We start from the raw sequence: 24,605 nt of genomic DNA, 5'->3' as shown, positions 1-24,605 counted from the left end.
TCAAAGCTTACGGCTTTTCCAAACCAGCAGGTGGCCATGCTTCCAATTTAGAACCCAATGTCAGTCCTTTGGAAGCCAACACTTCTTTGATTTCGTTCAAAGATTTGCGACCCAGATTTGGCGTTTTTAACAACTCGGTTTCAGTACGCTGAATCAAATCGCCGATGTAGTAGATGTCTTCGGCTTTCAGGCAGTTCGCAGAACGAACCGTCAATTCCAAATCATCTACGGGGCGCAGCAGTACAGGGTCAATCGGCGGTGCTTTTTCTTCTTCCACTTCCACAGGCGTGCCTTGCAAATCGGCAAAGATGGACATTTGGTCAATCAAAATACGCGCTGCGGTACGCACCGCTTCTTCGGGGTCAATCGCACCATTGGTTTCAATATCCAAAATCAGGCTGTCCAAGTCGGTGCGTTGTTCCACGCGAGCTGCTTCAACATCAAAACTAACACGGCTGATGGGCGAAAAGCTCGCATCCAGTTGAATGGCACCAATCTTGTTTTGTTCCTTGCCATGACGGCGACCCGAAACCGATTGATAGCCACGACCTTGTTCTACTTTGATTTCCATCTCAATGCTGCCATTTTCAGCCAAGTGGCACAAAACATGGTCAGGATTGATGATTTCCACATCGTGAGGCAATTCAATATCGCTGGCGCGCACAGCACCCGCACCCGATTTTTTCAGTGTTACCAATACATCGGTGCGACCATGCAGCTTGAACACAATGCCTTTGATGTTCAACAAAATGTCCACGACATCTTCCTGAACACCGTCCAAGGTGGAGTATTCATGCAACACGCCAGCAATGCTGACCTCAGTAGGTGCAAAGCCATTCATGGACGACAGTAAGATACGACGCAAAGCATTACCCAATGTATGACCAAAACCACGCTCAAAAGGCTGCATTGACACTTTTGCGCGAGTTGCGGACAGCGTATCCACATCAATTTGGCGGGGTTTCAAAAATTCGGTTGTGCTGTTTTGCATTTAACTGTCCCTCACTGTGCTAGGCATTATTTAGAGTAGAACTCTACCACCAGCTGTTCATTAATATCGCTGTACAATTCAGCGCGGTCAGGTACGTTTTTGAACGTGCCTTCCATTTTGTTGGCATCAACTGAAACCCAGCTTGGCATACCGATTTGGGCAGCCAAACCCAAGGCTTCTTGAATGCGAACTTGTTTTTTTGCTTTTTCGCGTACTGCCACCACATCGCCTGCTTTCACTTGGAAAGAAGGAATGTTTACCACTTGACCGTTTACAGTCAGGGCTTTGTGGGAAACCAGTTGGCGGGCTTCTGCGCGGGTAGAAGCGAAACCCATGCGGTAAACCACGTTGTCCAAACGCGATTCCAATAATTGCAGCAACAATTCGCCAGTTGAACCTTTGCGGCGGTCTGCTTCGGCAAAGTAGCGGCGGAATTGACGCTCTAATACACCGTAGATGCGGCGAATTTTTTGTTTTTCACGCAATTGCAAACCGTAGTCTGACAAGCGTGGTTTTTTCGCACCGTGTTGTCCAGGTGCGGATTCCATTTTGCATTTTGAATCCAAAGAGCGGCGTGCGCTTTTCAGATACAAATCCGTGCCTTCACGGCGAGCCAATTTACATTTTGGACCAAGATAACGTGCCATGCTTTGCTCCTATTAGATACGACGCTTTTTAGGCGGACGGCAACCGTTGTGTGGCAACGGAGTAACATCGGTAATGCTGGTGATTTTGAAACCCAGAGCATTGAGCGCACGCACAGAAGATTCGCGACCCGGTCCTGGACCTTTAATGCGAACTTCCAAATTTTTTACGCCATACTCTTGGGCAACTTTACCAGCGGCTTCTGCTGCAACTTGGGCAGCAAAGGGTGTACTTTTACGAGAACCTTTAAATCCCGCGCCGCCAGAGGTAGCCCAAGACAATGCATTGCCTTGACGGTCGGTGATGGTAATGATGGTATTGTTGAAAGATGCATGAACATGCACAATACCTTCACTCACGGTTTTGCGTACTTTTTTGCGTACACGAGAGGCTGTGTTTGCTTTAGCCATTCTATTTCCTTAAAAATTATTTTTTACCAGCAATCGCTTTGCGTGGACCTTTACGGGTACGCGCATTCGTGCGAGTGCGCTGACCACGGCAAGGCAAACCACGACGATGGCGCATGCCACGATAACAGCCCATGTCAATCAAGCGTTTGATGTTCATGGTTACTTCACGGCGCAAATCACCTTCTACTTCGTATTTGGCAACTTGTTCACGCAAAGCATCTAATTGAGACTCGTCCAAATCTTTGACTTTGGTGCTGGGCACAATGCCAGCCGCTTCGCAAATGTTTTTAGCACGAGTCGCACCGATACCGTAAATGGCTTGCAAGCCAATCACGATATGGGCATTATTGGGGATATTTACCCCTGCAATACGAGCCATATTTTTTCCTTAAAGGGCAAAAGTTTGTATCATAACACAAAAATCACAGCCAAGTGATTGTGTACAAACGCCAAATGCTTTCAGGCAGCCTGAAAGCTTGAATTTAAAAGAAATTTTCTTTATCACCCAATTTGGCGTTGAAACACAACAACATTAACCTTGACGTTGTTTATGACGGGGGTCAGTACAGATGACGCGAACCACGCGATTGCGGCGAATCACTTTGCAGTTGCGGCAAATGGGTTTTACTGAAGGTTGTACACGCATGATGAGTTCCTTGTAACAACGGGGTTTATCGGGCTCGGAAAACAATACGAGCGCGGGTCAAATCATAGGGTGTCATCTCCACGGTAACTTTATCACCGGGGGAAATGCGAATGTAGTGCATGCGCATTTTACCTGAAATGTGTCCCAACACTTCGTGTCCATTTTCGAGTTTTACTTTAAAAGTTGCATTGGGCAAGGTTTCCAAAATCTCGCCTTGCATTTGTATGGTATCTTCTTTTGCCATAATTATCTTTTAGGTAAAATAACTTAATTATCAATACTGCGTTTCATCAAATATTCATATCGCTGTGTCATACTGTATGAATTAATTTGATTATGAAAATCCATCGTTACAACAACCAAAATCAGCAATGATGTACCACCTAAATAAAATGGAATACCTAAAAAAGTTGTTAAAAATTCAGGAATCAAACACACTATTGTAATATAGAATGAACCAAATAATGTTAAACGCAATACTACTTTTTCTAAATATCTTGCCGTTTGTTCGCCTGGTCTGATACTAGGAATAAAAGCACCACTTTTCTTCAAATTTTCCGACATTTCTTTTGGGCTAAATGCTAATGCCGTGTAGAAATAACAGAAAAAAATGATTGCAATAGCAAAAAAAGTAATAAATGCTGGCTGACCATGTTGCAAATGAATCAAAATTTTACTCAATATCCCACTTGAATTACTATTACCCCAAAAGCCTACCAACATTGTAGGTAACATAATGATACTTGAAGCAAAAATCGGTGGAATAACACCAGCCATATTCAATTTAAAAGGCATAAATGTGGCTTGCTGACCTAACTGCTTTTTTGCATAGTGCACAGGTATTTTACGCTGAGCACTCTCAAAATATACAATAGCATAGATAAGCAGACAGACACCAAATGCAATTGCTATTGCAGTTAAAGAACCAATGGAATCTCTTAAAGTCCATAATTGAATTACACCAGATGGAATACCAGCAACAATCCCTGCTGTAATCAATAATGAAATACCATTACCAATACCTCGTTCCGTAATTTGCTCACCTAACCACATTAAAAACATTGTCCCACCAACCAAACAGGTTATAGTAGAAATATAAAATTCAAATGCGGGTATTACAACAATTTGCTGCTGCAATACAAATGCTGCCACACCAAAACTTTGCAAAGTTGCTAATACAACTGTACCAATACGCGTATATTTTGTAATACTCTTACGACCTACTTCTCCTTCTTTCTTTAAAGTTTTCAACGAAGGAATAATTTCAGACGCAAGTTGCATCACAATAGAGGCAGAAATATAGGGCATGATGCCGATAGCAAAAATACTAAAACGCTCAAGAGAGCCTCCTGAAAACATGTTCAACATGCCCAAGATGCCACCTTGTGCGCTTTTGTATAATTCAGCCAAAGCAGCAGCATCAACACCGGGAACAGGAACGTGTGCGCCAATACGAAACACAATCAGCGCACCCAATAAAAACATGAAACGTTTCCGCAATTCGGGATTGTTCCAAAATTTTGTTTTTCCTGACGAAGAGAGTTGAGTAGCCACTACTGCCGCCTTATTCTTCTACTTTGCCACCAGCCGCTTCAATCGCAGCTTTTGCACCCTTGGTGGCTTTAATGCCTTTCAGGGTAACGGCTTTGTTCAGGCTGCCTGAAGCGATGATTTTCACCACTTGGGCATTTGCCGCAACCAAACCAGCTTGTTTCAAAGTCAATACATCAATTTCATCAACCGCAATCGCATTCAATTCGCTCAAACGAACTTCGGCGTTGAATGCAGCAGTCATGGAATTGAAACCGCGTTTGGGCAAACGGCGTTGTAAAGGCATTTGACCGCCTTCAAAGCCTACTTTGTGGTAGCCACCTGCACGGCTTTTTTGACCTTTATGACCGCGACCGCCTGTTTTACCGATACCGCTACCGATACCGCGACCTACGCGGCGAGCCGCATGAGTTGCACCTTCGGCAGGTTGAATTGTATTCAAAAACATTATCTTAACCCTCCACTTTCAACAAGTAGCGAATTTTGTTAATCATGCCACGGTTTGCAGGGGTATCCAGCACTTCAACAGTGTGTTCGCGGCGACGCAAACCCAAGCCACGCGCACAAGCGCGGTGAGATTCAATCGTGCCAATCAAACTTTTTGCCAAAGTTACTTTAATCTTTTTTTGCTCACTCATGGTTTGCTCCCAAAATTTCTTCTACGGTCAAACCACGTTTCGCTGCAATTTCAGCAGGCGTGTACAATTTAGACAAAGCGTCCAAAGTTGCACGAACGATGTTGTAAGGATTGGTTGAACCGTGTACTTTTGCAGAAATATTGTGTACGCCCAAAGCATCAAATACCAAACGCATTGGACCACCCGCTTTCACACCGCTACCTTCTTTGGCAGGCTGCATGAAGACGCGCGTTGCACCATGTTTACCCATTACTTCGTGATGAATGGTACCGTTTTTCAAAGGTACGCGAATCATATTGCGGCGTGCTTGGTCCATGGCTTTTTGTACGGCAACAGGCACTTCACGAGATTTGCCTTTACCCATACCAATGCGACCATCGCCATCACCCACTACGGTTAAAGCGGAGAACGCCATAATGCGACCACCTTTAACCACTTTGGTTACGCGGTTTACGGCAACCATTTTTTCAATTAAGCCGTCGCCGCGTTCTTCTGTTTCATGTTTTGCCATTTTGGTCTCCAAAATCTTTCTTAGAAGCTCAAACCGTTTTCACGGGCAGCCTCAGCCAAAGCTTTCACGCGACCGTGATATTGAAAACCTGAACGGTCAAAAGCCACTTTTTCAATGCCAGCCGCTTTGGCTTTTTCGGCGATGCGTTTGCCCACTACGGCAGCCGCTTCGGTGTTGCCGCCATTTTTCAGGCTGCCACGCACTTCGGCTTCAACGGTAGAAGCAGAAGCCAAAACTTTGTCGCCTTCGGCACTGATGATTTGAGCATAAATATGGCTGTTGGTGCGGAATACGCACAAACGCACCATTTTCAAATCTGCGATACGCGCACGGGTTTTGCGGGCGCGGCGCAATCTTGCGATTTTTTTATTCATGGTTACAGCCTCAATTATTTCTTCTTAGCTTCTTTCATGACAACCACTTCGCCAGCATAGCGAATACCTTTGCCTTTGTAAGGCTCGGGTGCGCGGTAAGCACGAATTTCAGCAGCCACTTGACCCACAGCTTGTTTGTCTGCACCAGTCAAAACGATTTCGGTTTGAGAAGGGGTGGCAACACTCACGCCAGCAGGCATGGTGTGGTTGACAGGGTGAGAGAAACCCAAAGACAGGTTCAACACATTACCCTGAGCCTGTGCGCGGTAACCCACGCCAACCAATTGCAATTTTTTCTCAAAGCCTTCGGAAACGCCTTTAACCATATTGGCAACCAAAGCGCGTACTGTGCCAGACATGGCAGCAGCGTGTTTGCTTTCGTTGGCAGCCTGAAAGGTCAAAGTGCCATCGTTCAACTCAATTTTCACATCGCCTTTCAAAGGCAAGGTCAAAGTACCGTTTTTACCTTTTACGGTAAACACATCTGTTCCAATGTTTACTTCTACGCCAGCAGGAACAGTTACTGGATTTTTCGCTACGCGAGACATCGTTCAACTCTCCTATTAGGCAACAATGCACAGCAATTCACCGCCGATACCAGCAGCGCGCGCTTTACGGTCGGTCATCACACCTTTTGATGTGCTGACAATGGCAACGCCCAAGCCGTTCATCACAGCAGGGATTTCGTCAGAGCCTTTGTAAACACGCAAACCAGGGCGTGAAACGCGTTTAATTTGTTCAATTACGGGGCGACCTGCATAGTATTTCAAAGTGATGTTCAATACAGGTTTTGCATCAGCAGATACAGCAAAATCTTCGATATAACCCTCTTCTTTCAAAACTTTGGCAATTGCGCATTTTAATTTTGAAGAAGGCATCGCCACAGCCACTTTATTAGAGCGTTGGGCATTACGGATACGGGTCAACATATCGGAAATAGGATCATGCATACTCATTTTTTCTACTCCTATTACCAAGAGGCTTTAATCACACCCGGAATGGCGCCACGCATGGCGATTTCACGGATTTTAATACGACCCAAACCGAATTTGCGGAACACACCGCGTGGGCGACCTGTGATGGCGCAACGGCGACGTTGGCGCACAGGAGCAGCATTGCGAGGAATGGATTGCAGTTTCAAACGCGCTTCGAAACGCGCTTCATCGGTTGCGTTTGCATCATTGATGATGGCAAAAATGGCAGCGCGTTTTGCTGCGTATTTTTTCGCCAAAGCAACACGCTTTGCATCACGATTAATAAGTGCTTTCTTAGCCATGATTAACCTTTAAATGGGAATTTAAACAATGACAACAAAGCTTTCGCTTCTTCGTCCGTTTTAGCCGTGGTGGTGATGGTGATGTTCAAACCGCGCAACGCATCAATTTTATCGTACTCAATTTCGGGGAAAATGATTTGTTCGCGCACACCCATGTTGTAGTTACCGCGACCGTCAAATGATTTGCCGCTCACGCCACGGAAGTCGCGTACACGAGGCAATGCAATCGTTACCAAGCGGTCTAAAAATTCAAACATGCGTTCACGGCGCAAAGTTACTTTGCAACCTACGGGGTAGTTATCACGGATTTTAAAGCCTGCAATGGATTTGCGTGCTACGGTAACAACGGGTTTTTGACCTGCGATTTTTTGCAAATCGTTTACGGCGTGTTCCATCACTTTTTTGTCGGCAACTGCTTCGCCCACACCCATATTCAACGTGATTTTTTCAATACGGGGTACTTCCATGATGGATTTGTAACCGAATTGTTTCATCAATTCTGGTACAACGGTGTTTTTATAGTATTCTTGTAAACGTGCCATGTTTATTCACCTTTGCTCGGAGCAGGCACTTCTGCACCATTTGATTTAAATACGCGAACGCGTTTTACTTTGCCTTCGCCTTCAACCAATTTAATACCGACACGGTCTGCTTTTTGGGTTTCTGGATTAAAAATCGCCACATTGGAAATTGCCAAAGGCATTTCTTTGGTGATGATGCCACCTTCAATACCACGCATGGGATTGGGTTTTTGATGGCGTTTTACGATGTTTACGCCTTCTACCACAACTTTGTCGCCCAATACGCGAACAACTTGACCTTGTTTACCTTTGTCTTTACCAGCAATCACGATTACTTGGTCGCCTTTAATGATTTTGTTCATTGTCTAACCTTTCTAATTACTTACAGCACTTCAGGTGCCAATGAAACAATTTTCATAAAACTTTCGCGACCACTACGCAATTCGCGTGTTACCGGTCCGAAAATACGAGTACCCATAGGCTCTAATTTATTGTTCAACAATACGGCTGCGTTGTTGTCAAATTTAATCAACGCGCCATCGGGACGACGAATGCCTCTTGCGGTACGAACCACAACTGCATTATAAACATCACCCTTTTTCACGCGCCCACGAGGAGCAGCATCTTTTACTGCCACTTTAATGATGTCGCCAACGCTAGCGTAGCGACGCTTGGAGCCACCCAATACTTTGATGCACATTACGCGACGCGCACCAGAGTTATCAGCCACATCCAAGATGGTCTGCATTTGAATCATGTTAATAACCTTATTTAAATCCAACTTAATTTACCACTTTCAGCTTGCCCGACACATCTTAAGTTTGACATTCGGACTAGGCTGAAACCTTGCGGTTCTAGTAAACCAGTCTTGGCCCCGAAGGGAAGATGCTCTGCGACAGAGCCGAAAGAAGTTGCGAATTATATAATCAATCTTTTATGTTTGCAAGGACTTATTGTAAATATCTTTCAGGCTGCCTGAAATTTATGGGTGTTGCCATTTTGAGCGTAGGTTTGGCTGTGCAACGCTACGTCTGTGGCTGAGATGAACTGTTTTTTTGTTTTCAGGCTACCTGTACTTTTTTCGGTGTATTTTTCATGCTGTGTGCAAGGGTTTGCGATGTTGAAACGATAAAAAAAGGGCGGATATGAAATCCGCCCCTGCTATTTTAAGTTTTATCCTGCTTTCAGGCTGCCTGAAAATTTAGAAAAAACCCAATGCTTTTGGTGAGTAGCTGACCAACAGGTTTTTGGTTTGTTGGTAGTGTCCGAGCATCATTTTGTGGGTTTCGCGCCCAATGCCTGATTTTTTGTAGCCACCAAATGCTGCATGGGCTGGGTAGATGTGGTAACAGTTTGTCCACACGCGACCCGCTTGAATGGCGCGTCCTGCACGATAGGCGATGCTGCCATCGCGCGACCACACACCTGCGCCCAAACCATACATGGTGTCATTGGCAATGGCGATTGACTCGTCAAAATCTTTGAACGTGGTTACGGACAACACAGGACCAAAAATTTCTTCTTGGAAGATTTCCATTTTGTTATGACCTTTGAAAATGGTCGGTTCAATGTAAAATCCACCGTCAATTTCTTGGCGTGCGCCACCACCTGTCAGGACTTCTGCACCTTCTGCTTTGCCTTTGGCAATGCAACCCAAGATTTTGTCTTGCTGCTCTTGGCTGGCTTGTGCGCCGACCATCGTGTCGGTATCAAGTGGGTGTCCTGTCTTGATTTTTTTCACGCGTTCAACGGCTTTTTTCAAAAATTCCTCTGCGATGGATTCGTGAACCAATGCGCGAGATGGACAGGTGCAAACTTCGCCTTGATTCAGCGCGAACATGGCAAAGCCTTCTAATGCTTTATCCAAAAATTCATCGTCTTTGTCCATTACATCTGCAAAGAAAATGTTGGGGGATTTGCCACCCAATTCCAGCGTAACGGGAATGATGTTTTGCGTGGCGTATTCCATGATTTTTTGACCGATTTCGGTTGAACCCGTAAACGCGATTTTGCCAATGCGCGGATTGGTCGCCAATGGTTCGCCTACTTCTTTGCCAAAGCCGTTTACCACGTTCAACACACCTGCTGGCAGCAAATCTTCAATTAATTCCACCAAAACCAAAATGCTGGACGGGGTTTGTTCGGCAGGTTTCAACACGATGCAATTGCCTGCTGCCAAAGCTGGGGCAATTTTCCACGCTGCCATTAAAATGGGGAAGTTCCAAGGAATGATTTGCCCTACTACGCCAATGGGTTCGTGAAAATGATAGGCGACTGTGTCTTCGTCAATTTGGCTGATGGTGCCTTCTTGGGCGCGAATGCAGCCTGCAAAATAGCGGAAATGGTCAATTGCAAGCGGAATGTCGGCAGCCAGCGTTTCGCGAATGGGCTTGCCGTTTTCCCAAGTTTCGGCAACGGCAAGCGTTTCCAGATTTTGCTCCAAGCGGTCGGCAATTTTCAGCAACAAATTAGAACGCTCGGTGGGCGATGATTTGTTCCACGCAGGGGCTGCGGCATGGGCTGCGTCCAGTGCGAGTTCGATGTCTTTGTGATTGGATTTGGGGACTTGGGTGAAAACTTTGCCGTCCACAGGCGAGATGTTGTCAAAATACACACCGTCCACAGGGGCAATCCATTTGCCACCGATGAAGTTTTCGTATTTTGCTTTGAAATTGACTTTTGCACCGTCAGTATTTGGATTGGCGTAACGCATAGCACGTCCTTTCATGAACTCATCAATTGTTTAAAATAAATGGTAAATCAATGAAACTACAACCAAAACAGCAACCTACCGACCAAACTTTGGGTTCAATCAGCTCGGTTAAGTCATCATAAAAGAATATTTATTCTTTGACAAGGCATAAAATTCAAACGCCGTCCCCACAATATGACGACATCGTGGGAAACGGCATTTTATTAGGCTGCCTGAAAGCACAATTATGCTTGCTTGGCTGCCCATTCTGTGGGTGTGGCAGCAACGCTGATGGATAAGGCATGTAATTCATTGCTGGCAAGTTTGTCTGCCAAACCGTCTTTAATCAGACGATGGCGCGCCAAACGTGGCTTACCCTCAAAAGATGATGAAACGATTACCGCAAAAAAGTGGTGTCCATCGCCCTCCACTTCTATGTATTCACAAGGTGTTACGCGTTCTATCATGTGTTTGACTTGCTCGGTTGTCAGCATTTGTTGTCCTATTTTTGAATGATTGTGGTATTGAGGCTGCCTGAAAAAATTGCGACAAACTCAAAACTTGAACGGGTCAAGATGTATTCGTTAAATTAATAAACGAATGTAGGTTGTTAATTGTGCACCAATGTGCCTTCGTCTTCACCCAAAACAATGCGTTTGAGTGCACCTGCTTTTTGAATACCAAATACGACAATATTGAGATTGCGTTCTTGGCACAAAGTAAACGCAGTGGTATCCATGACTTTAAGTTTTCTCTGAATGGCTTCTTCAAAAGTGACCGATTGATAACGCGTAGCTGTTGCGTCTTTTTTCGGGTCAGCGGTGTAAATACCGTCCACATTGGTCGCTTTCATCATGACTTCACAACCCATTTCTGCCCCACGCAAGGCAGCAGCCGTATCGGTCGTAAAGAATGGATTGCCCGTGCCTGCGGCAAAAATGACCACTTTGCCTTCTTCCAAATATTGAATGGCTTTGGGACGAGCATAAGTTTCGGCAATTTGCTGCATAGAAAGAGCGGATTGCACACGCGCTTTAGTACCCAAACTTTCAAATGCGTCTTTGAGTGCCAAGGCGTTCATCACGGTAGCGAGCATACCCATGTAATCGGCTGTCGCTCTGTCCATACTGCCAGCTTGAGCAGAAACGCCGCGAAAGATGTTGCCACCACCAACCACAATGCCGACTTCCACACCCAAATCTACCACTTCTTTGACTTGCCCCACAATTGCCATAATGGTTTCACGGTTGATGCCAAATGGGTCATTACCCATTAGTGATTCGCCCGACAGTTTTAACAGAATGCGTTTGTATTTGATGCTCATGATTTGACCTTTGCCTGCTGTGGATAAACGGCGCGGATTATACGCTTTTTCGGTCTTTCAGGCAGCCTGAAAATGGCATCATGTTTTAAATAACGTGAATTCTAGATAAAAATAGGAGACGTTTAAAATATAAACGGTATGGGTGTTGCCAACGCCCTGATGTGCGCTTCGTACACGACCCTCATTGTCGCCTTGTATTGCTTTCTCACTTCTACGACTGTATTTTCTTATTCCAACTCTCATTGAAATAAGGCTGCTTGAAACCGTAATGCGGGTTTCAGGCAGCCTTTGAAATAGACTTATTTGCCTTCCTCGCTGTCCAAGAAACTTTTCAGTTTATCGGAGCGCGTGGGGTGGCGCAATTTGCGTAAGGCTTTGGCCTCAATTTGACGAATGCGTTCGCGGGTTACGTCAAATTGTTTGCCCACTTCTTCCAATGTGTGGTCGGTGTTCATATCTATACCAAAACGCATACGCAACACTTTGGCTTCGCGTGGGGTCAGGCTTTCCAAGACATCTGCGGTTACTTCGCGCAAACCTGCATACATTGCTGCATCAGCAGGTGCCACATTGTTCACATCTTCAATGAAATCGCCCAAATGACTGTCATCGTCATCACCGATTGGGGTTTCCATAGAAATGGGTTCTTTGGCGATTTTCATGATTTTACGGATTTTGTCTTCGGGCATTTCCATGAGTTCCGCCAATTTTGCTGAATCGGGTTCTTCACCTGTTTCTTGCAAATATTGACGCGAAATGCGGTTCATTTTGTTAATCGTTTCAATCATGTGGACAGGAATGCGAATGGTACGCGCTTGGTCGGCAATAGAACGCGTAATCGCTTGACGAATCCACCACGTTGCATAGGTGGAGAATTTATAGCCACGTCGGTATTCGAATTTGTCTACCGCTTTCATCAAGCCAATATTGCCTTCTTGAATCAAGTCAAGGAATTGCAAACCGCGATTGGTGTATTTTTTCGCAATGGAAATCACCAAGCGTAAGTTAGCTTGAATCATTTTTTGTTTGGCTGCTGCAGTTTCTTTTTCACTTAACACCATATTTTTACTGATGTCTTTAAGTTCCGCAATGGAAATTCGTGCCTCGTTTTCCAAATTTGCCATAATGGTTTGTTTTTCCAAAATGGCATGGCGAAAACGTGTTAAAGCTTCATTCCATGCGTGATTTTTGACCATTTCTTCTTCAAGCCAGTTCAAATTGGTGGCATTGGGCATAAAATGGGCAAGAAAATAATCACGCTCCATGTTCACGCGTTCCAAACAAATATCACGGATTTCGCGTTCCAATTTGCGAATCTGCTCTACACGTCCACGCAGATTGGCACTCAAATTCTCAATCTGACGTGTGGCAAAGCGCACTTCCAACAGTTTTTGTGCAATAGCATCACGGTGTTCAAGGTATTTATGATGACCGCTGCCGTTTTTGTCCAAAGCACGAATCATCAGATTGTGGCTTTTTTCAATTTGCTTGAAGTGAGCCAAAACCTGTTCTTTAAGCTCGTCCAAATTTTGGCTTTCTATGGCTGCAGTACCTTCCGCTTCTTCGTCTTCTTGGTCATCTGCCATGCTGTCTTCGCTATCATTTTCTTCATCGGCATTTTGCGCTGCAATCGTTTCTAAATGCCCCAAACCCAATTCACCCAATAAGACTTCATTTGGGTCAATAATGGCTTCCACCACTTCATCAACACGAATTTCGTCTTTTTTCACTTTTTCAATCAAAGCCAAAATCTCGGCAATGGAGCTGGGACAAGCACAAATGGCTTGAATCATGTTTTTCAAAGCATGTTCAATTTCTTTGGCGATTTTGATTTCGTCTTCACGCGATAACAATTCCACTTGTCCCATTTCACGCATATACATACGAACAGGGTCTGTGGTACGACCAAATTCAGAATCGGCTTGCGATAAAGCAGCTTCTGCTTCAGCAACCGCATCTTCATCGGTCATGCCTGCGCTGTTATCACTCATCAATAAGGTTTCGGCATCGGGTGCTTCTTCGGTTACTTGAATGCCCAAACCCTGTATCATATTCACGACATTATCAATTTGTTCCGAATCTGACATATCGTCAGGCAAAGCATCATTGATTTCGGCATAAGTAATGTAACCTCGTTCTTTACCCAAAAGTACCAAACGACGCAAACGGTCTCGCTGTTCTTCAAGTGTCAATGGACGACCGTCTTCACCATCATCATTTTGCTCTTGGTCATGGCTGTTTTGTAACATGGAAAAACCCATCATTCATGAATGTTGTTCGGATACTGCTTGATTGAGGCTGCCTGAAACACAGCAGCATTTGTGGGTCAGCAGAGATACAGAATATGCAGGCAGCTTGCACTCAATACAAGCTGCCTGAAAATTTTAATTGTGTTTTTCACAAAAAAAACAATCAACTCGGGCTTCAGGCAGCATAAATCATTATTAATTCAGCTACCTGAATTTCACTTTATGCTTCATCGAGTGTTTCTGTGTTTTCATCTGCTTGTGTATGGCGATTTTCTGCAACAAAGTGGTTGCTGCTTTGTGCTGCCCAAGCTGCACGACGACTGCGGTGGTAACTCAAACCCGTACCTGCTGGGATTAAGCGACCCACAATCACGTTTTCTTTCAAACCGCGCAAATCATCGCGTTTGCCCATGATTGCGGCTTCGGTCAAGACACGCGTGGTTTCTTGGAACGATGCGGCTGAAATGAAGCTGTCTGTACTCAAAGACGCTTTGGTAATGCCCAACAACACGTTTTCAAAACGCGCTGGCTCTTTGCCTTCGGCAATTGCTTGTTCGTTGGCAATCATCACATCGGCACGTTCCACTTGTTCGCCTGTGATGAAGTGCGTGTCGCCTGCATCAATGATGTTCACGCGGCGCAACATTTGGCGAATAATCACTTCAATGTGCTTGTCGGAAATCTTCACGCCTTGCAAGCGGTAAACTTCTTGTACTTCTTGCACAATGTAGCGTGTCAATTCTTCAATGCCTTTCAAGCGCAAAATGTCGTGTGGGTCTACTGCACCGTCCACGATGGTCTCGCCGCGATTCACGACTTGACCATCATGTGCCAAAACCTGTTTTTCTTTGGAAATCAAGGTTTCGTATGCCACACCGTCTAAATCGGTAATCACAAGGCGTTGTTTGCCTTTGGTTTCTTTACCAAACGATACCGTACCTGTGATTTCAGCCAGCATACCTGCATCTTTTGGCACACGCGCCTCAAACAATTCGGCTACGCGTGGCAAACCACCCGTAATGTCGCGGGTTTTGGTTGATGCTTGTGGCACACGCGCCAACACTTCACCCTTACCCACTTCTTGACCATCGCGCACTTGGATAATCGCACCCACTTGGAATGCAATGGACACATCGGTTTCTGTGCCAGGAATTTTTATGGTGTCGCCATTTTCGTCCAACAATTTCACGGTGGGGCGCAACAATTTGCTGCCACTACTGCGGCGTTTACCGTCAATCACAACCATGGTGCTCAAACCCGTGTTTTCATCAGTTTGGCGGGTTACGGTTACGCCATCTTCCACGTTTTCCAATTTCACGCGACCTGCGTATTCCGTGATAACTGGGCTGGTATGAGGGTCCCAAGTTGCCAAAGTTTGACCTGCTTTCAGTTCTTCGCCATCTTTCACGGTCAAGGTTGCGCCGTATGGGATTTTGTGCAATTCACGTTCACGACCCGCATTATCTAAAATCATGATTTCAGACGAGCGACCAATCACAATCAATTCACCTTTTTGATTGGCGATGTAGCGCATTTGTCCGCCAAAGCGTACTGTACCGTTGGATTTGGCTTCTACATGGCTGGCGGCAGCGGCACGCGATGCCGCACCACCGATGTGGAAGGTACGCATCGTCAATTGTGTACCTGGTTCGCCAATGGATTGGGCGGCAATCACGCCCACAGCCTCGCCTGCGTTTACCAATTTACCGCGTGCCAAGTCGCGACCATAACATTTCGCACACAAGCCATAGCGTGTTTGACAAGTGATTGGGGTGCGAACTTTCACTTCGTCCACGCCTGAATTGTCAATCAAATCAACCAATTTTTCATCAAGCAAAGTGCCTGCTTCAATCAAGGTTACGCCGCTATTGGGGTCCACCACATCTTCTGCGGTTACACGACCCAAAATGCGGTCGCGCAATGGTTCAATGATGTCGCCACCTTGCACCACCGCTTTCATGGAGAAACCTTCGCTGGTACCGCAATCGTCTTCCACCACCACCAAGTCTTGGGTAACGTCCACCAAACGGCGCGTCAAGTAACCCGAGTTGGCGGTTTTCAATGCCGTATCTGCCAAACCTTTACGCGCACCGTGTGTCGCAATAAAGTATTGCAATACGGTCAAACCTTCGCGGAAATTGGCAGTAATGGGCGTTTCAATGATGGAGCCGTCTGGTTTTGCCATCAAACCGCGCATACCCGACAACTGTTTGATTTGCGTTGCCGAACCACGCGCACCCGAATCCGCCATCATGTAAATGGAATTGAACGACTCTTCCATTAAAGGTTTGCCGTATTCATCGGTATAAACTTCGCCTGTTTCGGGATTTTTCACAGGTTGTTTGCTCAAATTGTCCATCATGGCTTTGGCAATTTTATCACCTGCCTTACCCCAAATATCCACAACTTTATTGTAGCGTTCGCCGTTGGTTACCAAGCCTTGTGCGTATTGACCCTGAATGTCACGCACTTCTTCTTGCGCTTCTGCCAACAGCGCAGGTTTTTCTTTTGGAATTTCCATGTCGTCCACGCAAATGGAAATACCACCTTTTGCTGCCAATGCAAAACCCGTGTACATCAGGTGGTCGGCAAAAATCACGGTGTCACGCAAACCGCACAAGCGGAACGATGCGTTAATCAGCTTGGAAATTTCTTTCTTTTTCAAAGCCTTGTTCACATATTCAAATGGCAAGCCTTTGGGCAAAATTTCAGACAGCAACGCGCGACCCACCGTGGTTTCGTAGCGATTCAACACGGGTTCAAATTCGCCTGCATCGTTTTTAATCCATTCGCGCAAACGCACGGTGATTTTCGTACCCAATTTCACTTGTTTGGTGTGATAGGCGCGATGCACTTCTTTCACATCGGCAAACAACATGCCTTCGCCTTGGGCTTTTTCTTTGGCGCGGGTCATGTAATACAAGCCCAACACGATGTCTTGCGATGGCACGATAATCGGTTCGCCATTGGCTGGTGCCAACACGTTGTTGGAAGCCAACATCAAAGTACGCGCTTCCATTTGCGCTTCCAAGCTCAATGGAACGTGTACCGCCATTTGGTCGCCGTCAAAGTCCGCGTTGAATGCGGCACACACCAAGGGGTGCAACTGAATGGCTTTGCCTTCAATCAAAATTGGCTCAAACGCTTGAATGCCCAAACGGTGCAAGGTTGGCGCACGGTTCAGCAAAATCGGGTGTTCGCGAATCACTTCTTCCAAAATATCCCAAACTTCTGGCACTTCTTGTTCTACCAATTTTTTGGCTGCCTTAACGGTGGTGGCGAGTTCGCGTTTTTCCAATTTGTGGAAAATAAAGGGTTTGAACAATTCCAACGCCATTTTTTTCGGCAAACCGCATTGGTGCAAACGCAAGTATGGACCCACCGTAATCACGGAACGACCTGAATAGTCCACACGTTTACCCAACAGGTTTTGACGGAAACGACCGCTCTTACCTTTAATCATGTCTGACAAGGATTTGAGTGGGCGTTTGTTTGCGCCTGTCATGGCTTTGCCACGGCGACCGTTGTCCAGCAAGCTGTCTACGGCTTCTTGCAACATGCGTTTTTCGTTGCGAACGATGATGTCGGGCGCGCGCAATTCCAACAGGCGTTTCAAACGGTTGTTTCGGTTAATCACGCGGCGATACAAATCGTTCAAATCGGAAGTGGCAAAGCGTCCGCCGTCCAATGGCACGAGTGGGCGCAAATCGGGCGGCAATACAGGCAGCACGTCCATAATCATCCATTCCAATTTCATGCCTGAACGTTGGAAGGCTTCCAAAATTTTCAGGCGTTTGGCGATTTTTTTGATTTTGGTATCGGAGCTGGTGGATTGCAATTCTTCGCGCAGCATTTCAATTTCGCGCTCAATGTCCAGAGTGCGGAGCAATTCGCGTATGCCTTCGGCACCCATGTGCGCGTCAAATTCTTCGCCAAATTCTTCCAATTTGGTGTAGTAATCTTCTTCGCTCAACAGTTGGCGGCGTTGCAGGCTGGTCAAACCAGGGTCGGTTACGACAAAGGCTTCAAAATACAACACGCGCTCAATGTCGCGCAAAGTCATGTCCAGCACCATGCCCAAGCGTGATGGCAGCGATTTCAAAAACCAAATGTGGGCAACGGGCGCAGCCAATTCAATATGACCCATGCGTTCGCGGCGCACTTTGGTCAGGGTTACTTCCACGCCACATTTTTCGCAGGTTACACCTTTGAATTTCAAGCGTTTGTATTTGCCACACAAGCACTCGTAGTCTTTAACGGGCCCGAAGATTTTGGCGCAAAACAAGCCATCGCGTTCGGGCTTGAAGGTGCGGTAGTTAATCGTTTCGGGTTTTTTCACTTCACCATACGACCACGAGCGAATCGTGTCGGGCGATGCGATGCCGATTTTAATGGCATCAAATTCTTCTGAACCTGCTTGTTGCAGGGGGGCGAATAAATCGGTTAAGTTCATTATTTACTGCTCCTGTTTTTAAGGGCGATTTTTTTGAATTTTTTGGTGGATATTGTTTTCAGGCTGCCTGAAAACATAAGGCAAAGCGGTGGGTGCTTGCACCCACCCTACACAGAAAGTTAATTCTGCTCCAAATCAATATCCAAGCCCAGCGAACGGATTTCTTTCACAATCACGTTAAACGACTCGGGCATGCCCGCATCGATTTTGTGTTCGCCTTTGACGATGTTTTCGTACATCTTCGTGCGACCTGTTACGTCATCGGATTTCACCGTCAGCATTTCTTGCAAGGTGTATGCCGCGCCATATGCCTCCAACGCCCACACCTCCATCTCACCGAAACGCTGACCACCAAATTGTGCTTTACCGCCCAATGGCTGTTGCGTTACCAAGCTGTATGGACCTGTTGAACGTGCGTGCATTTTCTCATCAACCAAGTGGTGCAGTTTCAGATAGTGCATCACACCCACCGTTACAGGGCGGTCAAACGCTTCGCCCGAACGTCCATCGTACAAAGTGATTTGGGTTTTGGTTTTATTAAAGCCCAATTTTTGTACTTCGGGGTCATCGCTGGGGTATGCCAAATCCAGCATGTCGTAAATTTCTTGCTCTTTCGCACCGTCAAACACAGGGGAGGCAAAAGTCGCACCGCGTTTCAGGTTTTCAGCCAGCGTGATGATTTCATCGTCATTCAGGCTGTCCAAATCTTCTTGTTTGCCGCTACCGTTGTAGAGTTTTTCCAAGAAGGCGCGGATTTCGCCCACTTTACGCTGTTCAGCCAGCATTTTTTCAATGCGCTGACCAATGCCTTTCGCCGCCCAACCCAAATGTACTTCCAAAATCTGACCGATGTTCATGCGCGAGGGTACGCCCAATGGGTTCAACACGATGTCCACCGTGCGACCGTCCGCCATGTACGGCATGTCTTCCACAGGCAAAATGCGCGATACCACGCCTTTGTTACCGTGGCGACCCGCCATTTTGTCGCCAGCTTGCAAGCGGCGTTTGATGGCGATGAACACTTTCACCATTTTTTGTACACCAGGGGGCAACTCATCGCCTTGGGTCATTTTTTTCTTTTTGACTTCGTAGAGGGCTTCGGCTTCTTCGCGTTTTTGTTGCAAAGAAAGTTTAATCAATTCAAGCTGTTTGGCAATGTCTTCGTCTGCCATGCGAATGTCAAACCAATCATGACGAGACGGCAAACCGCGCAAATATTCGGTGCTGATGGCGGTGCCTTTTGCCAATTTCATGGGCCCCCCGTTTGCAGGCTGCCCCACAATCATGCGCTCAATGCGGTCAAATGCGTCATTGTCAAAAATGCGGATTTGGTCGTTCAAATCTTGGCGATAGCGTTTCAATTCCGCGTCAATGATGGACTGGGCGCGTTTGTCGCGGGTAATGCCTTCGCGTGTGAACACTTGCACGTCAATCACCGTGCCGCTCATGCCTGTGGGCATACGCAAAGACGTGTCTTTCACATCAGACGCTTTTTCGCCAAAAATCGCGCGGAGCAATTTTTCTTCTGGGGTCAGTTGCGTTTCACCTTTGGGGGTAACTTTGCCGACCAACACATCGCCTGCTTCCACTTCTGCACCGATGTACACAATGCCCGACTCGTCCAAGCGGTTTTGCATTTTTTCAGACAGGTTGGGAATGTCGCGTGTGATGTCTTCCGCGCCCAATTTGGTATCACGCGCCACCACGTTCAATTCTTCAATGTGAATGGAGGTGTAGCGGTCGTCCGCAGCCACTTTTTCGCTAATCAAAATGGAGTCTTCGTAGTTGTAGCCATTCCAAGGCATGAATGCGATGGTCATGTTTTGACCCAAAGCCAATTCGCCCAAATCGGTGGACGCGCCATCGGCAATCAAATCGCCTTTTTGCAACACATCGCCAGCCTTAACCGCAGGGCGTTGGTTGATGTTGGTGGATTGGTTGGAGCGCGTGAATTTCACCAAATTGTAAATGTCCACACCGCCTTGTTCGGCTGTGGCTTCTTCATCGTGTACGCGCACCACAATGCGGTTTGCGTCCACATATTCCACCACGCCGCCGCGTCTTGCTACGATGGCGGTTGCGCTGTCCACGGCTACGGCGCGTTCAATGCCTGTGCCAACCATCGGTTTTTCGGCGCGCAAACATGGCACAGCTTGACGTTGCATGTTGGCACCCATCAAAGCGCGGTTCGCGTCATCGTGTTCCAAAAAGGGAATCAGCGATGCGGCTACCGATACCACTTGACCTGTTGCCACGTCCATGTATTGAACGCGGTCGGGGGTTGCCAAGATGGTTTCGCCTTTTTCGCGGCAAACCACCAATTCATCTTTCAGGCAGCCTGAATCGTCCAATTCCGAGTTGGCTTGGGCAATCACATAGCGACCTTCTTCAATGGCAGACAAATAATCAATTTCATCGGTAACTTTGCCGTCCACCACGCGGCGGTAGGGCGTTTCCAAGAAACCGTAATCGTTGGTACGCGCATACACCGACAATGAGTTAATCAAGCCGATGTTGGGTCCTTCGGGCGTTTCAATCGGGCAAACGCGACCGTAGTGGGTGGGGTGTACGTCTCGCACCTCAAAGCCAGCACGTTCGCGGGTCAAACCACCTGGGCCCAAAGCCGAAACGCGGCGTTTGTGCGTGATTTCAGACAAGGGATTGGTTTGGTCCATAAATTGCGATAATTGGCTTGAACCAAAAAATTCCTTAATCGCGGCAGATACGGGTTTCGCGTTAATCAAATCGGTGGGCATCAAGCCTTCGCTTTCCGCTTGGTTCAAACGCTCTTTCACGGCACGTTCCACACGCGCCAAACCGCTACGGAATTGATTTTCCACCAATTCGCCAACGGAACGCACGCGGCGGTTGCCCAAGTGGTCAATATCGTCCACTTCGCCATGACCGTTACGCAGTTCCACCAAAGTGGCAATCGTAACCACAATATCGGGAATGCTCAAAACGTGCAATTTCGCTTCCGCCTCGCCCACGCCTTCAAAAGTTTGGTTCAGCAAACGACCGTACCAGTTGTTTTCTTGTGCAGGCAGCAATTTTTGTTGATAAGTGCGCGTGTTGAATTTCATGCGACCCACACGCGACAAATCGTAGCTTTCCTCTTGGAAGAACAAACGGTTGAACAAGGCTTCCACCGCCTCATCGGTTGGCGGTTCACCAGGGCGCATCATGCGGTAAATCGCAATGCGGGCAGCCTGTTGGTCGCGCGTGTCATCGGTACGCAAAGTGGCAGAAATGTAGTTGCCCGAATCCGTGTCATTGGTAAACAAAGTTTGGATTTCTTGCACGCCATTGATGTCCAGTTGCGCCAACAATTCTTCTGTGATTTCGCTGTTGCAAGCTGCCAAAACTTCGCCTGTTTCCATTGAAATCACATCTTTTGCCAATACTTTACCCCACAATACTTCGGCATCTACATTTAAACGTGTTAAACCTGCTGCCTGAATATCACGAATGTGTTTAGCATTGATGCGCTTGCCCATTTCCACCAACACTTTGCCATCGTTATCCACAATGTCAAATTTAGCAGTTTCACCACGCAATCTTTCAGGCAGCAAATCAATTTGCACACCATCTTTATTTAAATAATAAGTTTCTGAATCATAGAACATTTCCAACATTTGTTGGTTACTGTAGCCCAATGCACGCAACAAAATACTCACTGGCATTTTGCGGCGACGGTCAATGCGGAAATAAAGCAAGTCTTTGGGGTCAAATTCAAAATCCAACCACGAACCACGATAAGGGATAATCCTAGCTGAAAACAATAACTTACCCGAAGCATGGGTTTTACCACGGTCGTGTTCAAAAAATACACCAGGAGAGCGATGTAATTGCGACACAATGACACGCTCTGTGCCATTAATCACGAACGAACCACTTGGTGTCATCAATGGAATTTCACCCATGTACACATCATTAACACGAATTTCTTTGATTTCACGCTCTTCAAGTTTATTGGAACCTTCTTTGTTAAAAATTGCCAATTTGATTTTGGCACGCAAAGGCGCAGCATAAGTAATACCGCGTAACTGACATTCAACAATATCAAATTCTGGTTCACCTAATGTGTATTGGTCAAATTGCAATTCAGCATAACCATTATTGCTAACAATCGGAAAAATCGACTGAAATGCCGCTTGCAAGCCCTCTTCCACACGCATATTCGGCGCACACTTTTGTTGCAAGAATTGACTGTACGATTCCAATTGTGTCGTCAATAAATATGGCACTTCTAAAACGGTTTTACGTTTAGCAAAACTTTTACGAATGCGCTTTTTTTCGGTAAAAGTATAACTCATATGTCGCTCCCATAACGGTAAATCACAAATTGGCATCAGTTTCAATGTAATGTAATGCTGCCTGAAAATATCCTCAAACAAACCACACATTGATTTCTGCTGTAAACAGCATAAACAGCAACGCCCTTATATTTAATACGAAGTATTTAAAAGTTAAAAATATGCTTAAACTGGTTATCAAACAGCCTGTTTTACACTTTTAGACAACCACAACCCCAATCAATATTGAAATTTAATATAAATTTACAAAAATTTATCAAAAATTCACAGCATAATGGTAAATTTGGGTAAATTTACATTTTTACTTATCTAAAAGCGCAAACAAGGCTGGCAGATAAACTGCCAGCCCATTGCGCTAAAATATGGCAAAATCTTATTTGATTTCCACTTTCGCGCCAGCTTCTTCCAATTGTTTTTTGATGTCGTCAGCTTCAGCTTGAGATACGCCTTCTTTCAAAGTTTTGGGTGCGCCATCAACCAAGTCTTTGGCTTCTTTCAAGCCCAAGCCAGTGATGGTACGAACCACTTTAATCACGCCAACTTTGTTGTCGCCAGCAGAAGCCAAAATCACGTCAAATTCGGTTTTTTCTTCAGCAGCAGCACCGCCAGCAGCAGGACCAGCAGCCACAGCAACCGCAGCAGCAGAAACGCCAAATTTTTCTTCAAACGCTTTAACCAACTCGTTCAATTCCATAACGGTCAAGTTGCTTACCGCTTCCAAAATGTCTTCTTTAGTAATAGCCATGCTATTGAACTCCTAAAAATATTGAATAATAAAAAAATTTAATGAATCAAAACAAAATCACAGAAAGGGCGCAAATTAAGCCGCTTCGCTTTCTTTTTTCTCTGCCAAAGCCGCCAAGCCGCGTGCAAAGCCAGAAACAGGCGCTTGCATAACGAACAGCAATTTGGACAGCAATTCTTCGCGGCTTGGAATAGAAGCCAACTCAGTTACCTGAGCCACATTCAACACTTCGCCGTTGTAAGAACCAGCTTTTAAAACGATTTTGTCATCTTTTTTCGCGAATTGGTGCAGCACTTTTGCGGCGGCTACGGCATCTTCTGATGCAGCGTAAACCAATGGACCAACCATTTGGTCAGCCAAACCAGCAAAAGAAGTTCCTTCAACCGCACGGCGCGCCAATGTGTTTTTCAGAACGCGCAAGTAAACGCCTTCTTTACGCGCATTGGCACGGAGTTCAGTCATGCTGGCAACACTGATACCGCGATATTCAGCAATCACCATAGTTTGCGCGTTGGCAATGCCTGCGCTGATTTCTTCTACGGTTGCTTTCTTGGTTTCAATATTGAGACTCAAGGTCTACCTCCCACTGTTTAAATTCAGGCTAACCAACATGATTAGCCCACCAGCGCGGCAACCTGATTTTAAAGACACTTTGCAAGCGATATTCAAAACATCAACCTACAAAAACTTTTTTCAGGACTACCGTCTGCGTAGGGTTTGAATGATTAAAACTTGCGTTCCCTACGGTCTTGGACATCTACTTAATATTTTAAGTAGCCCCATTTTCAGGCAGCCTGAAAACACATTTTGCCATTTTCAGGCTGCCTGAAAGATTTTTTAAAGATTATTTAGCAGAAACGCTAGATACATCTACGCGCACACCCAAGCCCATGGTGCTGGATACGGCGATTTTTTTCAAGTATTGACCTTTGGCAGCAGCAGGTTTGGCTTTTACCAAAGCGTCCAACAAAGCGTCAAAGTTTTCTTTCAAATCGGCTTCGGCAAAAGATGCGCGACCGATGGTGGCGTGAATGATACCTGCTTTGTCGGTACGGTATTGCACTTGACCTGCTTTGGCATTTTTCACTGCTTCGGCAACATTAGGGGTTACGGTACCCACTTTTGGGTTTGGCATCAAGCCACGAGGACCCAAAATCGTACCCAACTGACCCACGATGCGCATCGCGTCAGGAGACGCAATCACCACATCAAAGTCCATATTGCCTTTTTTGATTTCTTCTGCCAAATCTTCAAAGCCCACGA

Annotated in this window: 26 protein-coding genes; all 26 read right to left on the bottom strand. The window is 46.1% G+C overall.

Annotated elements, in window-relative coordinates:
- Nucleotides 1–7: 7 nt before the first annotated feature.
- Nucleotides 8–991, bottom strand: a complete 984-nt coding sequence (gene rpoA, locus Q4B82_RS00825) for a DNA-directed RNA polymerase subunit alpha (RefSeq protein WP_034293283.1) — start codon at nucleotides 989–991, stop codon at nucleotides 8–10.
- Nucleotides 992–1,017: 26 nt separating this feature from the next.
- Nucleotides 1,018–1,638 carry a 30S ribosomal protein S4 gene (gene rpsD, locus Q4B82_RS00820; protein WP_097114662.1) on the bottom strand — a complete coding sequence of 207 codons (621 nt, stop codon included), beginning with the start codon at nucleotides 1,636–1,638 and terminating at the stop codon, nucleotides 1,018–1,020.
- A 12-nt stretch (nucleotides 1,639–1,650) separates the two neighbouring features.
- The gene (gene rpsK / locus Q4B82_RS00815) at nucleotides 1,651–2,046 is read right to left on the bottom strand and encodes a 30S ribosomal protein S11 (protein WP_002216249.1); all 396 of its coding nucleotides are present in this window, start codon (nucleotides 2,044–2,046) and stop codon (nucleotides 1,651–1,653) included.
- Nucleotides 2,047–2,062: 16 nt separating this feature from the next.
- Nucleotides 2,063–2,425 (bottom strand): 30S ribosomal protein S13, encoded by a 363-nt coding sequence (gene rpsM, locus Q4B82_RS00810; protein ID WP_097114663.1) that lies wholly within the window; start codon nucleotides 2,423–2,425, stop codon nucleotides 2,063–2,065.
- A 153-nt stretch (nucleotides 2,426–2,578) separates the two neighbouring features.
- Nucleotides 2,579–2,692 (bottom strand): 50S ribosomal protein L36, encoded by a 114-nt coding sequence (rpmJ, locus tag Q4B82_RS00805; RefSeq protein WP_002642304.1) that lies wholly within the window; start codon nucleotides 2,690–2,692, stop codon nucleotides 2,579–2,581.
- A gap of 25 nt (nucleotides 2,693–2,717) precedes the next feature.
- Entirely contained in the window at nucleotides 2,718–2,936 is a 219-nt protein-coding gene (infA, locus tag Q4B82_RS00800; RefSeq protein ID WP_003788578.1) for a translation initiation factor IF-1, read from the bottom strand.
- A gap of 23 nt (nucleotides 2,937–2,959) precedes the next feature.
- Nucleotides 2,960–4,246, bottom strand: a complete 1,287-nt coding sequence (gene secY, locus Q4B82_RS00795; RefSeq protein WP_303064515.1) for a preprotein translocase subunit SecY — start codon at nucleotides 4,244–4,246, stop codon at nucleotides 2,960–2,962.
- A gap of 10 nt (nucleotides 4,247–4,256) precedes the next feature.
- The gene (rplO, locus tag Q4B82_RS00790) at nucleotides 4,257–4,691 is read right to left on the bottom strand and encodes a 50S ribosomal protein L15 (RefSeq protein WP_097114665.1); all 435 of its coding nucleotides are present in this window, start codon (nucleotides 4,689–4,691) and stop codon (nucleotides 4,257–4,259) included.
- 4 nt (nucleotides 4,692–4,695) lie between these two features.
- Entirely contained in the window at nucleotides 4,696–4,881 is a 186-nt protein-coding gene (gene rpmD, locus Q4B82_RS00785; protein ID WP_097114666.1) for a 50S ribosomal protein L30, read from the bottom strand.
- Nucleotides 4,874–5,392, bottom strand: a complete 519-nt coding sequence (rpsE, locus tag Q4B82_RS00780) for a 30S ribosomal protein S5 (protein ID WP_097114667.1) — start codon at nucleotides 5,390–5,392, stop codon at nucleotides 4,874–4,876. The genes rpmD and rpsE overlap by 8 nt, the downstream gene beginning before the upstream one ends.
- A 20-nt stretch (nucleotides 5,393–5,412) precedes the next feature.
- Nucleotides 5,413–5,766: a 50S ribosomal protein L18 gene (gene rplR / locus Q4B82_RS00775; protein WP_097114668.1), complete on the bottom strand. Its 354-nt coding sequence runs from the start codon at nucleotides 5,764–5,766 to the stop codon at nucleotides 5,413–5,415.
- 14 nt (nucleotides 5,767–5,780) lie between these two features.
- Nucleotides 5,781–6,314 (bottom strand): 50S ribosomal protein L6, encoded by a 534-nt coding sequence (gene rplF, locus Q4B82_RS00770; protein ID WP_303064514.1) that lies wholly within the window; start codon nucleotides 6,312–6,314, stop codon nucleotides 5,781–5,783.
- Nucleotides 6,315–6,329: 15 nt separating this feature from the next.
- Complete coding sequence (gene rpsH, locus Q4B82_RS00765) at nucleotides 6,330–6,722, bottom strand: 30S ribosomal protein S8 (RefSeq protein ID WP_097114670.1); 393 nt, start codon at nucleotides 6,720–6,722, stop codon at nucleotides 6,330–6,332.
- A gap of 14 nt (nucleotides 6,723–6,736) precedes the next feature.
- On the bottom strand, nucleotides 6,737–7,042 hold the full coding sequence (gene rpsN, locus Q4B82_RS00760; RefSeq protein WP_097114671.1) for a 30S ribosomal protein S14: 306 nt from the start codon (nucleotides 7,040–7,042) through the stop codon (nucleotides 6,737–6,739).
- A gap of 2 nt (nucleotides 7,043–7,044) precedes the next feature.
- Nucleotides 7,045–7,584, bottom strand: coding sequence for a 50S ribosomal protein L5 (gene rplE, locus Q4B82_RS00755; protein WP_097114672.1), 540 nt, complete (start codon nucleotides 7,582–7,584; stop codon nucleotides 7,045–7,047).
- A 2-nt stretch (nucleotides 7,585–7,586) separates the two neighbouring features.
- The gene (rplX, locus tag Q4B82_RS00750) at nucleotides 7,587–7,925 is read right to left on the bottom strand and encodes a 50S ribosomal protein L24 (protein ID WP_303064513.1); all 339 of its coding nucleotides are present in this window, start codon (nucleotides 7,923–7,925) and stop codon (nucleotides 7,587–7,589) included.
- A 20-nt stretch (nucleotides 7,926–7,945) separates the two neighbouring features.
- Nucleotides 7,946–8,320: a 50S ribosomal protein L14 gene (rplN, locus tag Q4B82_RS00745; protein ID WP_303064512.1), complete on the bottom strand. Its 375-nt coding sequence runs from the start codon at nucleotides 8,318–8,320 to the stop codon at nucleotides 7,946–7,948.
- Between the two features lie 444 nt (nucleotides 8,321–8,764).
- Nucleotides 8,765–10,276 (bottom strand): aldehyde dehydrogenase family protein, encoded by a 1,512-nt coding sequence (locus tag Q4B82_RS00740; protein WP_303064511.1) that lies wholly within the window; start codon nucleotides 10,274–10,276, stop codon nucleotides 8,765–8,767.
- A 224-nt stretch (nucleotides 10,277–10,500) separates the two neighbouring features.
- Nucleotides 10,501–10,749 carry a BolA family protein gene (locus tag Q4B82_RS00735; RefSeq protein ID WP_303064510.1) on the bottom strand — a complete coding sequence of 83 codons (249 nt, stop codon included), beginning with the start codon at nucleotides 10,747–10,749 and terminating at the stop codon, nucleotides 10,501–10,503.
- Between the two features lie 116 nt (nucleotides 10,750–10,865).
- A complete protein-coding gene (gene pyrH, locus Q4B82_RS00730; protein WP_303064509.1) occupies nucleotides 10,866–11,579 on the bottom strand; it encodes a UMP kinase in 714 nt (237 codons plus the stop codon).
- Nucleotides 11,580–11,878: 299 nt separating this feature from the next.
- Complete coding sequence (gene rpoD, locus Q4B82_RS00725) at nucleotides 11,879–13,828, bottom strand: RNA polymerase sigma factor RpoD (RefSeq protein ID WP_303064508.1); 1,950 nt, start codon at nucleotides 13,826–13,828, stop codon at nucleotides 11,879–11,881.
- A gap of 220 nt (nucleotides 13,829–14,048) precedes the next feature.
- Nucleotides 14,049–18,281, bottom strand: coding sequence for a DNA-directed RNA polymerase subunit beta' (gene rpoC, locus Q4B82_RS00720; RefSeq protein ID WP_303064507.1), 4,233 nt, complete (start codon nucleotides 18,279–18,281; stop codon nucleotides 14,049–14,051).
- Nucleotides 18,282–18,400: 119 nt separating this feature from the next.
- Nucleotides 18,401–22,597, bottom strand: coding sequence for a DNA-directed RNA polymerase subunit beta (rpoB, locus tag Q4B82_RS00715; protein ID WP_303064506.1), 4,197 nt, complete (start codon nucleotides 22,595–22,597; stop codon nucleotides 18,401–18,403).
- A 373-nt stretch (nucleotides 22,598–22,970) separates the two neighbouring features.
- Nucleotides 22,971–23,342, bottom strand: coding sequence for a 50S ribosomal protein L7/L12 (gene rplL, locus Q4B82_RS00710; RefSeq protein ID WP_303064505.1), 372 nt, complete (start codon nucleotides 23,340–23,342; stop codon nucleotides 22,971–22,973).
- A 75-nt stretch (nucleotides 23,343–23,417) separates the two neighbouring features.
- A complete protein-coding gene (gene rplJ, locus Q4B82_RS00705; protein ID WP_034294586.1) occupies nucleotides 23,418–23,915 on the bottom strand; it encodes a 50S ribosomal protein L10 in 498 nt (165 codons plus the stop codon).
- A 271-nt stretch (nucleotides 23,916–24,186) separates the two neighbouring features.
- Nucleotides 24,187–24,605, bottom strand: a 419-nt coding sequence (gene rplA / locus Q4B82_RS00700; RefSeq protein WP_303064504.1) for a 50S ribosomal protein L1, incomplete at its 5' end; no start/stop codon positions are given.

The sequence above is a fragment of the Alysiella sp. genome, from assembly GCF_030525755.1.
GTDB lineage: Bacteria > Pseudomonadota > Gammaproteobacteria > Burkholderiales > Neisseriaceae > Simonsiella.
Note: the sequence above shows the minus strand (reverse complement) of the source record. Positions and strands in the feature narration are given on the sequence as shown.

Bases quoted from the DNA above. Each gene is read 5' to 3' on its own strand.
- rpoA (WP_034293283.1), bottom strand. From the start codon at position 991: ATGCAAAACAGCACAACCGAATTTTTGAAACCCCGCCAAATTGATGTG.
- rpsD (WP_097114662.1), bottom strand. From the start codon at position 1,638: ATGGCACGTTATCTTGGTCCAAAATGTAAATTGGCTCGCCGTGAAGGC.
- rpsK (WP_002216249.1), bottom strand. From the start codon at position 2,046: ATGGCTAAAGCAAACACAGCCTCTCGTGTACGCAAAAAAGTACGCAAA.
- rpsM (WP_097114663.1), bottom strand. From the start codon at position 2,425: ATGGCTCGTATTGCAGGGGTAAATATCCCCAATAATGCCCATATCGTG.
- rpmJ (WP_002642304.1), bottom strand. From the start codon at position 2,692: ATGCGTGTACAACCTTCAGTAAAACCCATTTGCCGCAACTGCAAAGTG.
- infA (WP_003788578.1), bottom strand. From the start codon at position 2,936: ATGGCAAAAGAAGATACCATACAAATGCAAGGCGAGATTTTGGAAACC.
- rplO (WP_097114665.1), bottom strand. From the start codon at position 4,691: ATGTTTTTGAATACAATTCAACCTGCCGAAGGTGCAACTCATGCGGCT.
- rpmD (WP_097114666.1), bottom strand. From the start codon at position 4,881: ATGAGTGAGCAAAAAAAGATTAAAGTAACTTTGGCAAAAAGTTTGATT.
- rpsE (WP_097114667.1), bottom strand. From the start codon at position 5,392: ATGGCAAAACATGAAACAGAAGAACGCGGCGACGGCTTAATTGAAAAA.
- rplR (WP_097114668.1), bottom strand. From the start codon at position 5,766: ATGAATAAAAAAATCGCAAGATTGCGCCGCGCCCGCAAAACCCGTGCG.
- rplF (WP_303064514.1), bottom strand. From the start codon at position 6,314: ATGTCTCGCGTAGCGAAAAATCCAGTAACTGTTCCTGCTGGCGTAGAA.
- rpsH (WP_097114670.1), bottom strand. From the start codon at position 6,722: ATGAGTATGCATGATCCTATTTCCGATATGTTGACCCGTATCCGTAAT.
- rpsN (WP_097114671.1), bottom strand. From the start codon at position 7,042: ATGGCTAAGAAAGCACTTATTAATCGTGATGCAAAGCGTGTTGCTTTG.
- rplE (WP_097114672.1), bottom strand. From the start codon at position 7,584: ATGGCACGTTTACAAGAATACTATAAAAACACCGTTGTACCAGAATTG.
- rplX (WP_303064513.1), bottom strand. From the start codon at position 7,925: ATGAACAAAATCATTAAAGGCGACCAAGTAATCGTGATTGCTGGTAAA.
- rplN (WP_303064512.1), bottom strand. From the start codon at position 8,320: ATGATTCAAATGCAGACCATCTTGGATGTGGCTGATAACTCTGGTGCG.
- Q4B82_RS00740 (WP_303064511.1), bottom strand. From the start codon at position 10,276: ATGCGTTACGCCAATCCAAATACTGACGGTGCAAAAGTCAATTTCAAA.
- Q4B82_RS00735 (WP_303064510.1), bottom strand. From the start codon at position 10,749: ATGCTGACAACCGAGCAAGTCAAACACATGATAGAACGCGTAACACCT.
- pyrH (WP_303064509.1), bottom strand. From the start codon at position 11,579: ATGAGCATCAAATACAAACGCATTCTGTTAAAACTGTCGGGCGAATCA.
- rpoD (WP_303064508.1), bottom strand. From the start codon at position 13,828: ATGTTACAAAACAGCCATGACCAAGAGCAAAATGATGATGGTGAAGAC.
- rpoC (WP_303064507.1), bottom strand. From the start codon at position 18,281: ATGAACTTAACCGATTTATTCGCCCCCCTGCAACAAGCAGGTTCAGAA.
- rpoB (WP_303064506.1), bottom strand. From the start codon at position 22,597: ATGAGTTATACTTTTACCGAAAAAAAGCGCATTCGTAAAAGTTTTGCT.
- rplL (WP_303064505.1), bottom strand. From the start codon at position 23,342: ATGGCTATTACTAAAGAAGACATTTTGGAAGCGGTAAGCAACTTGACC.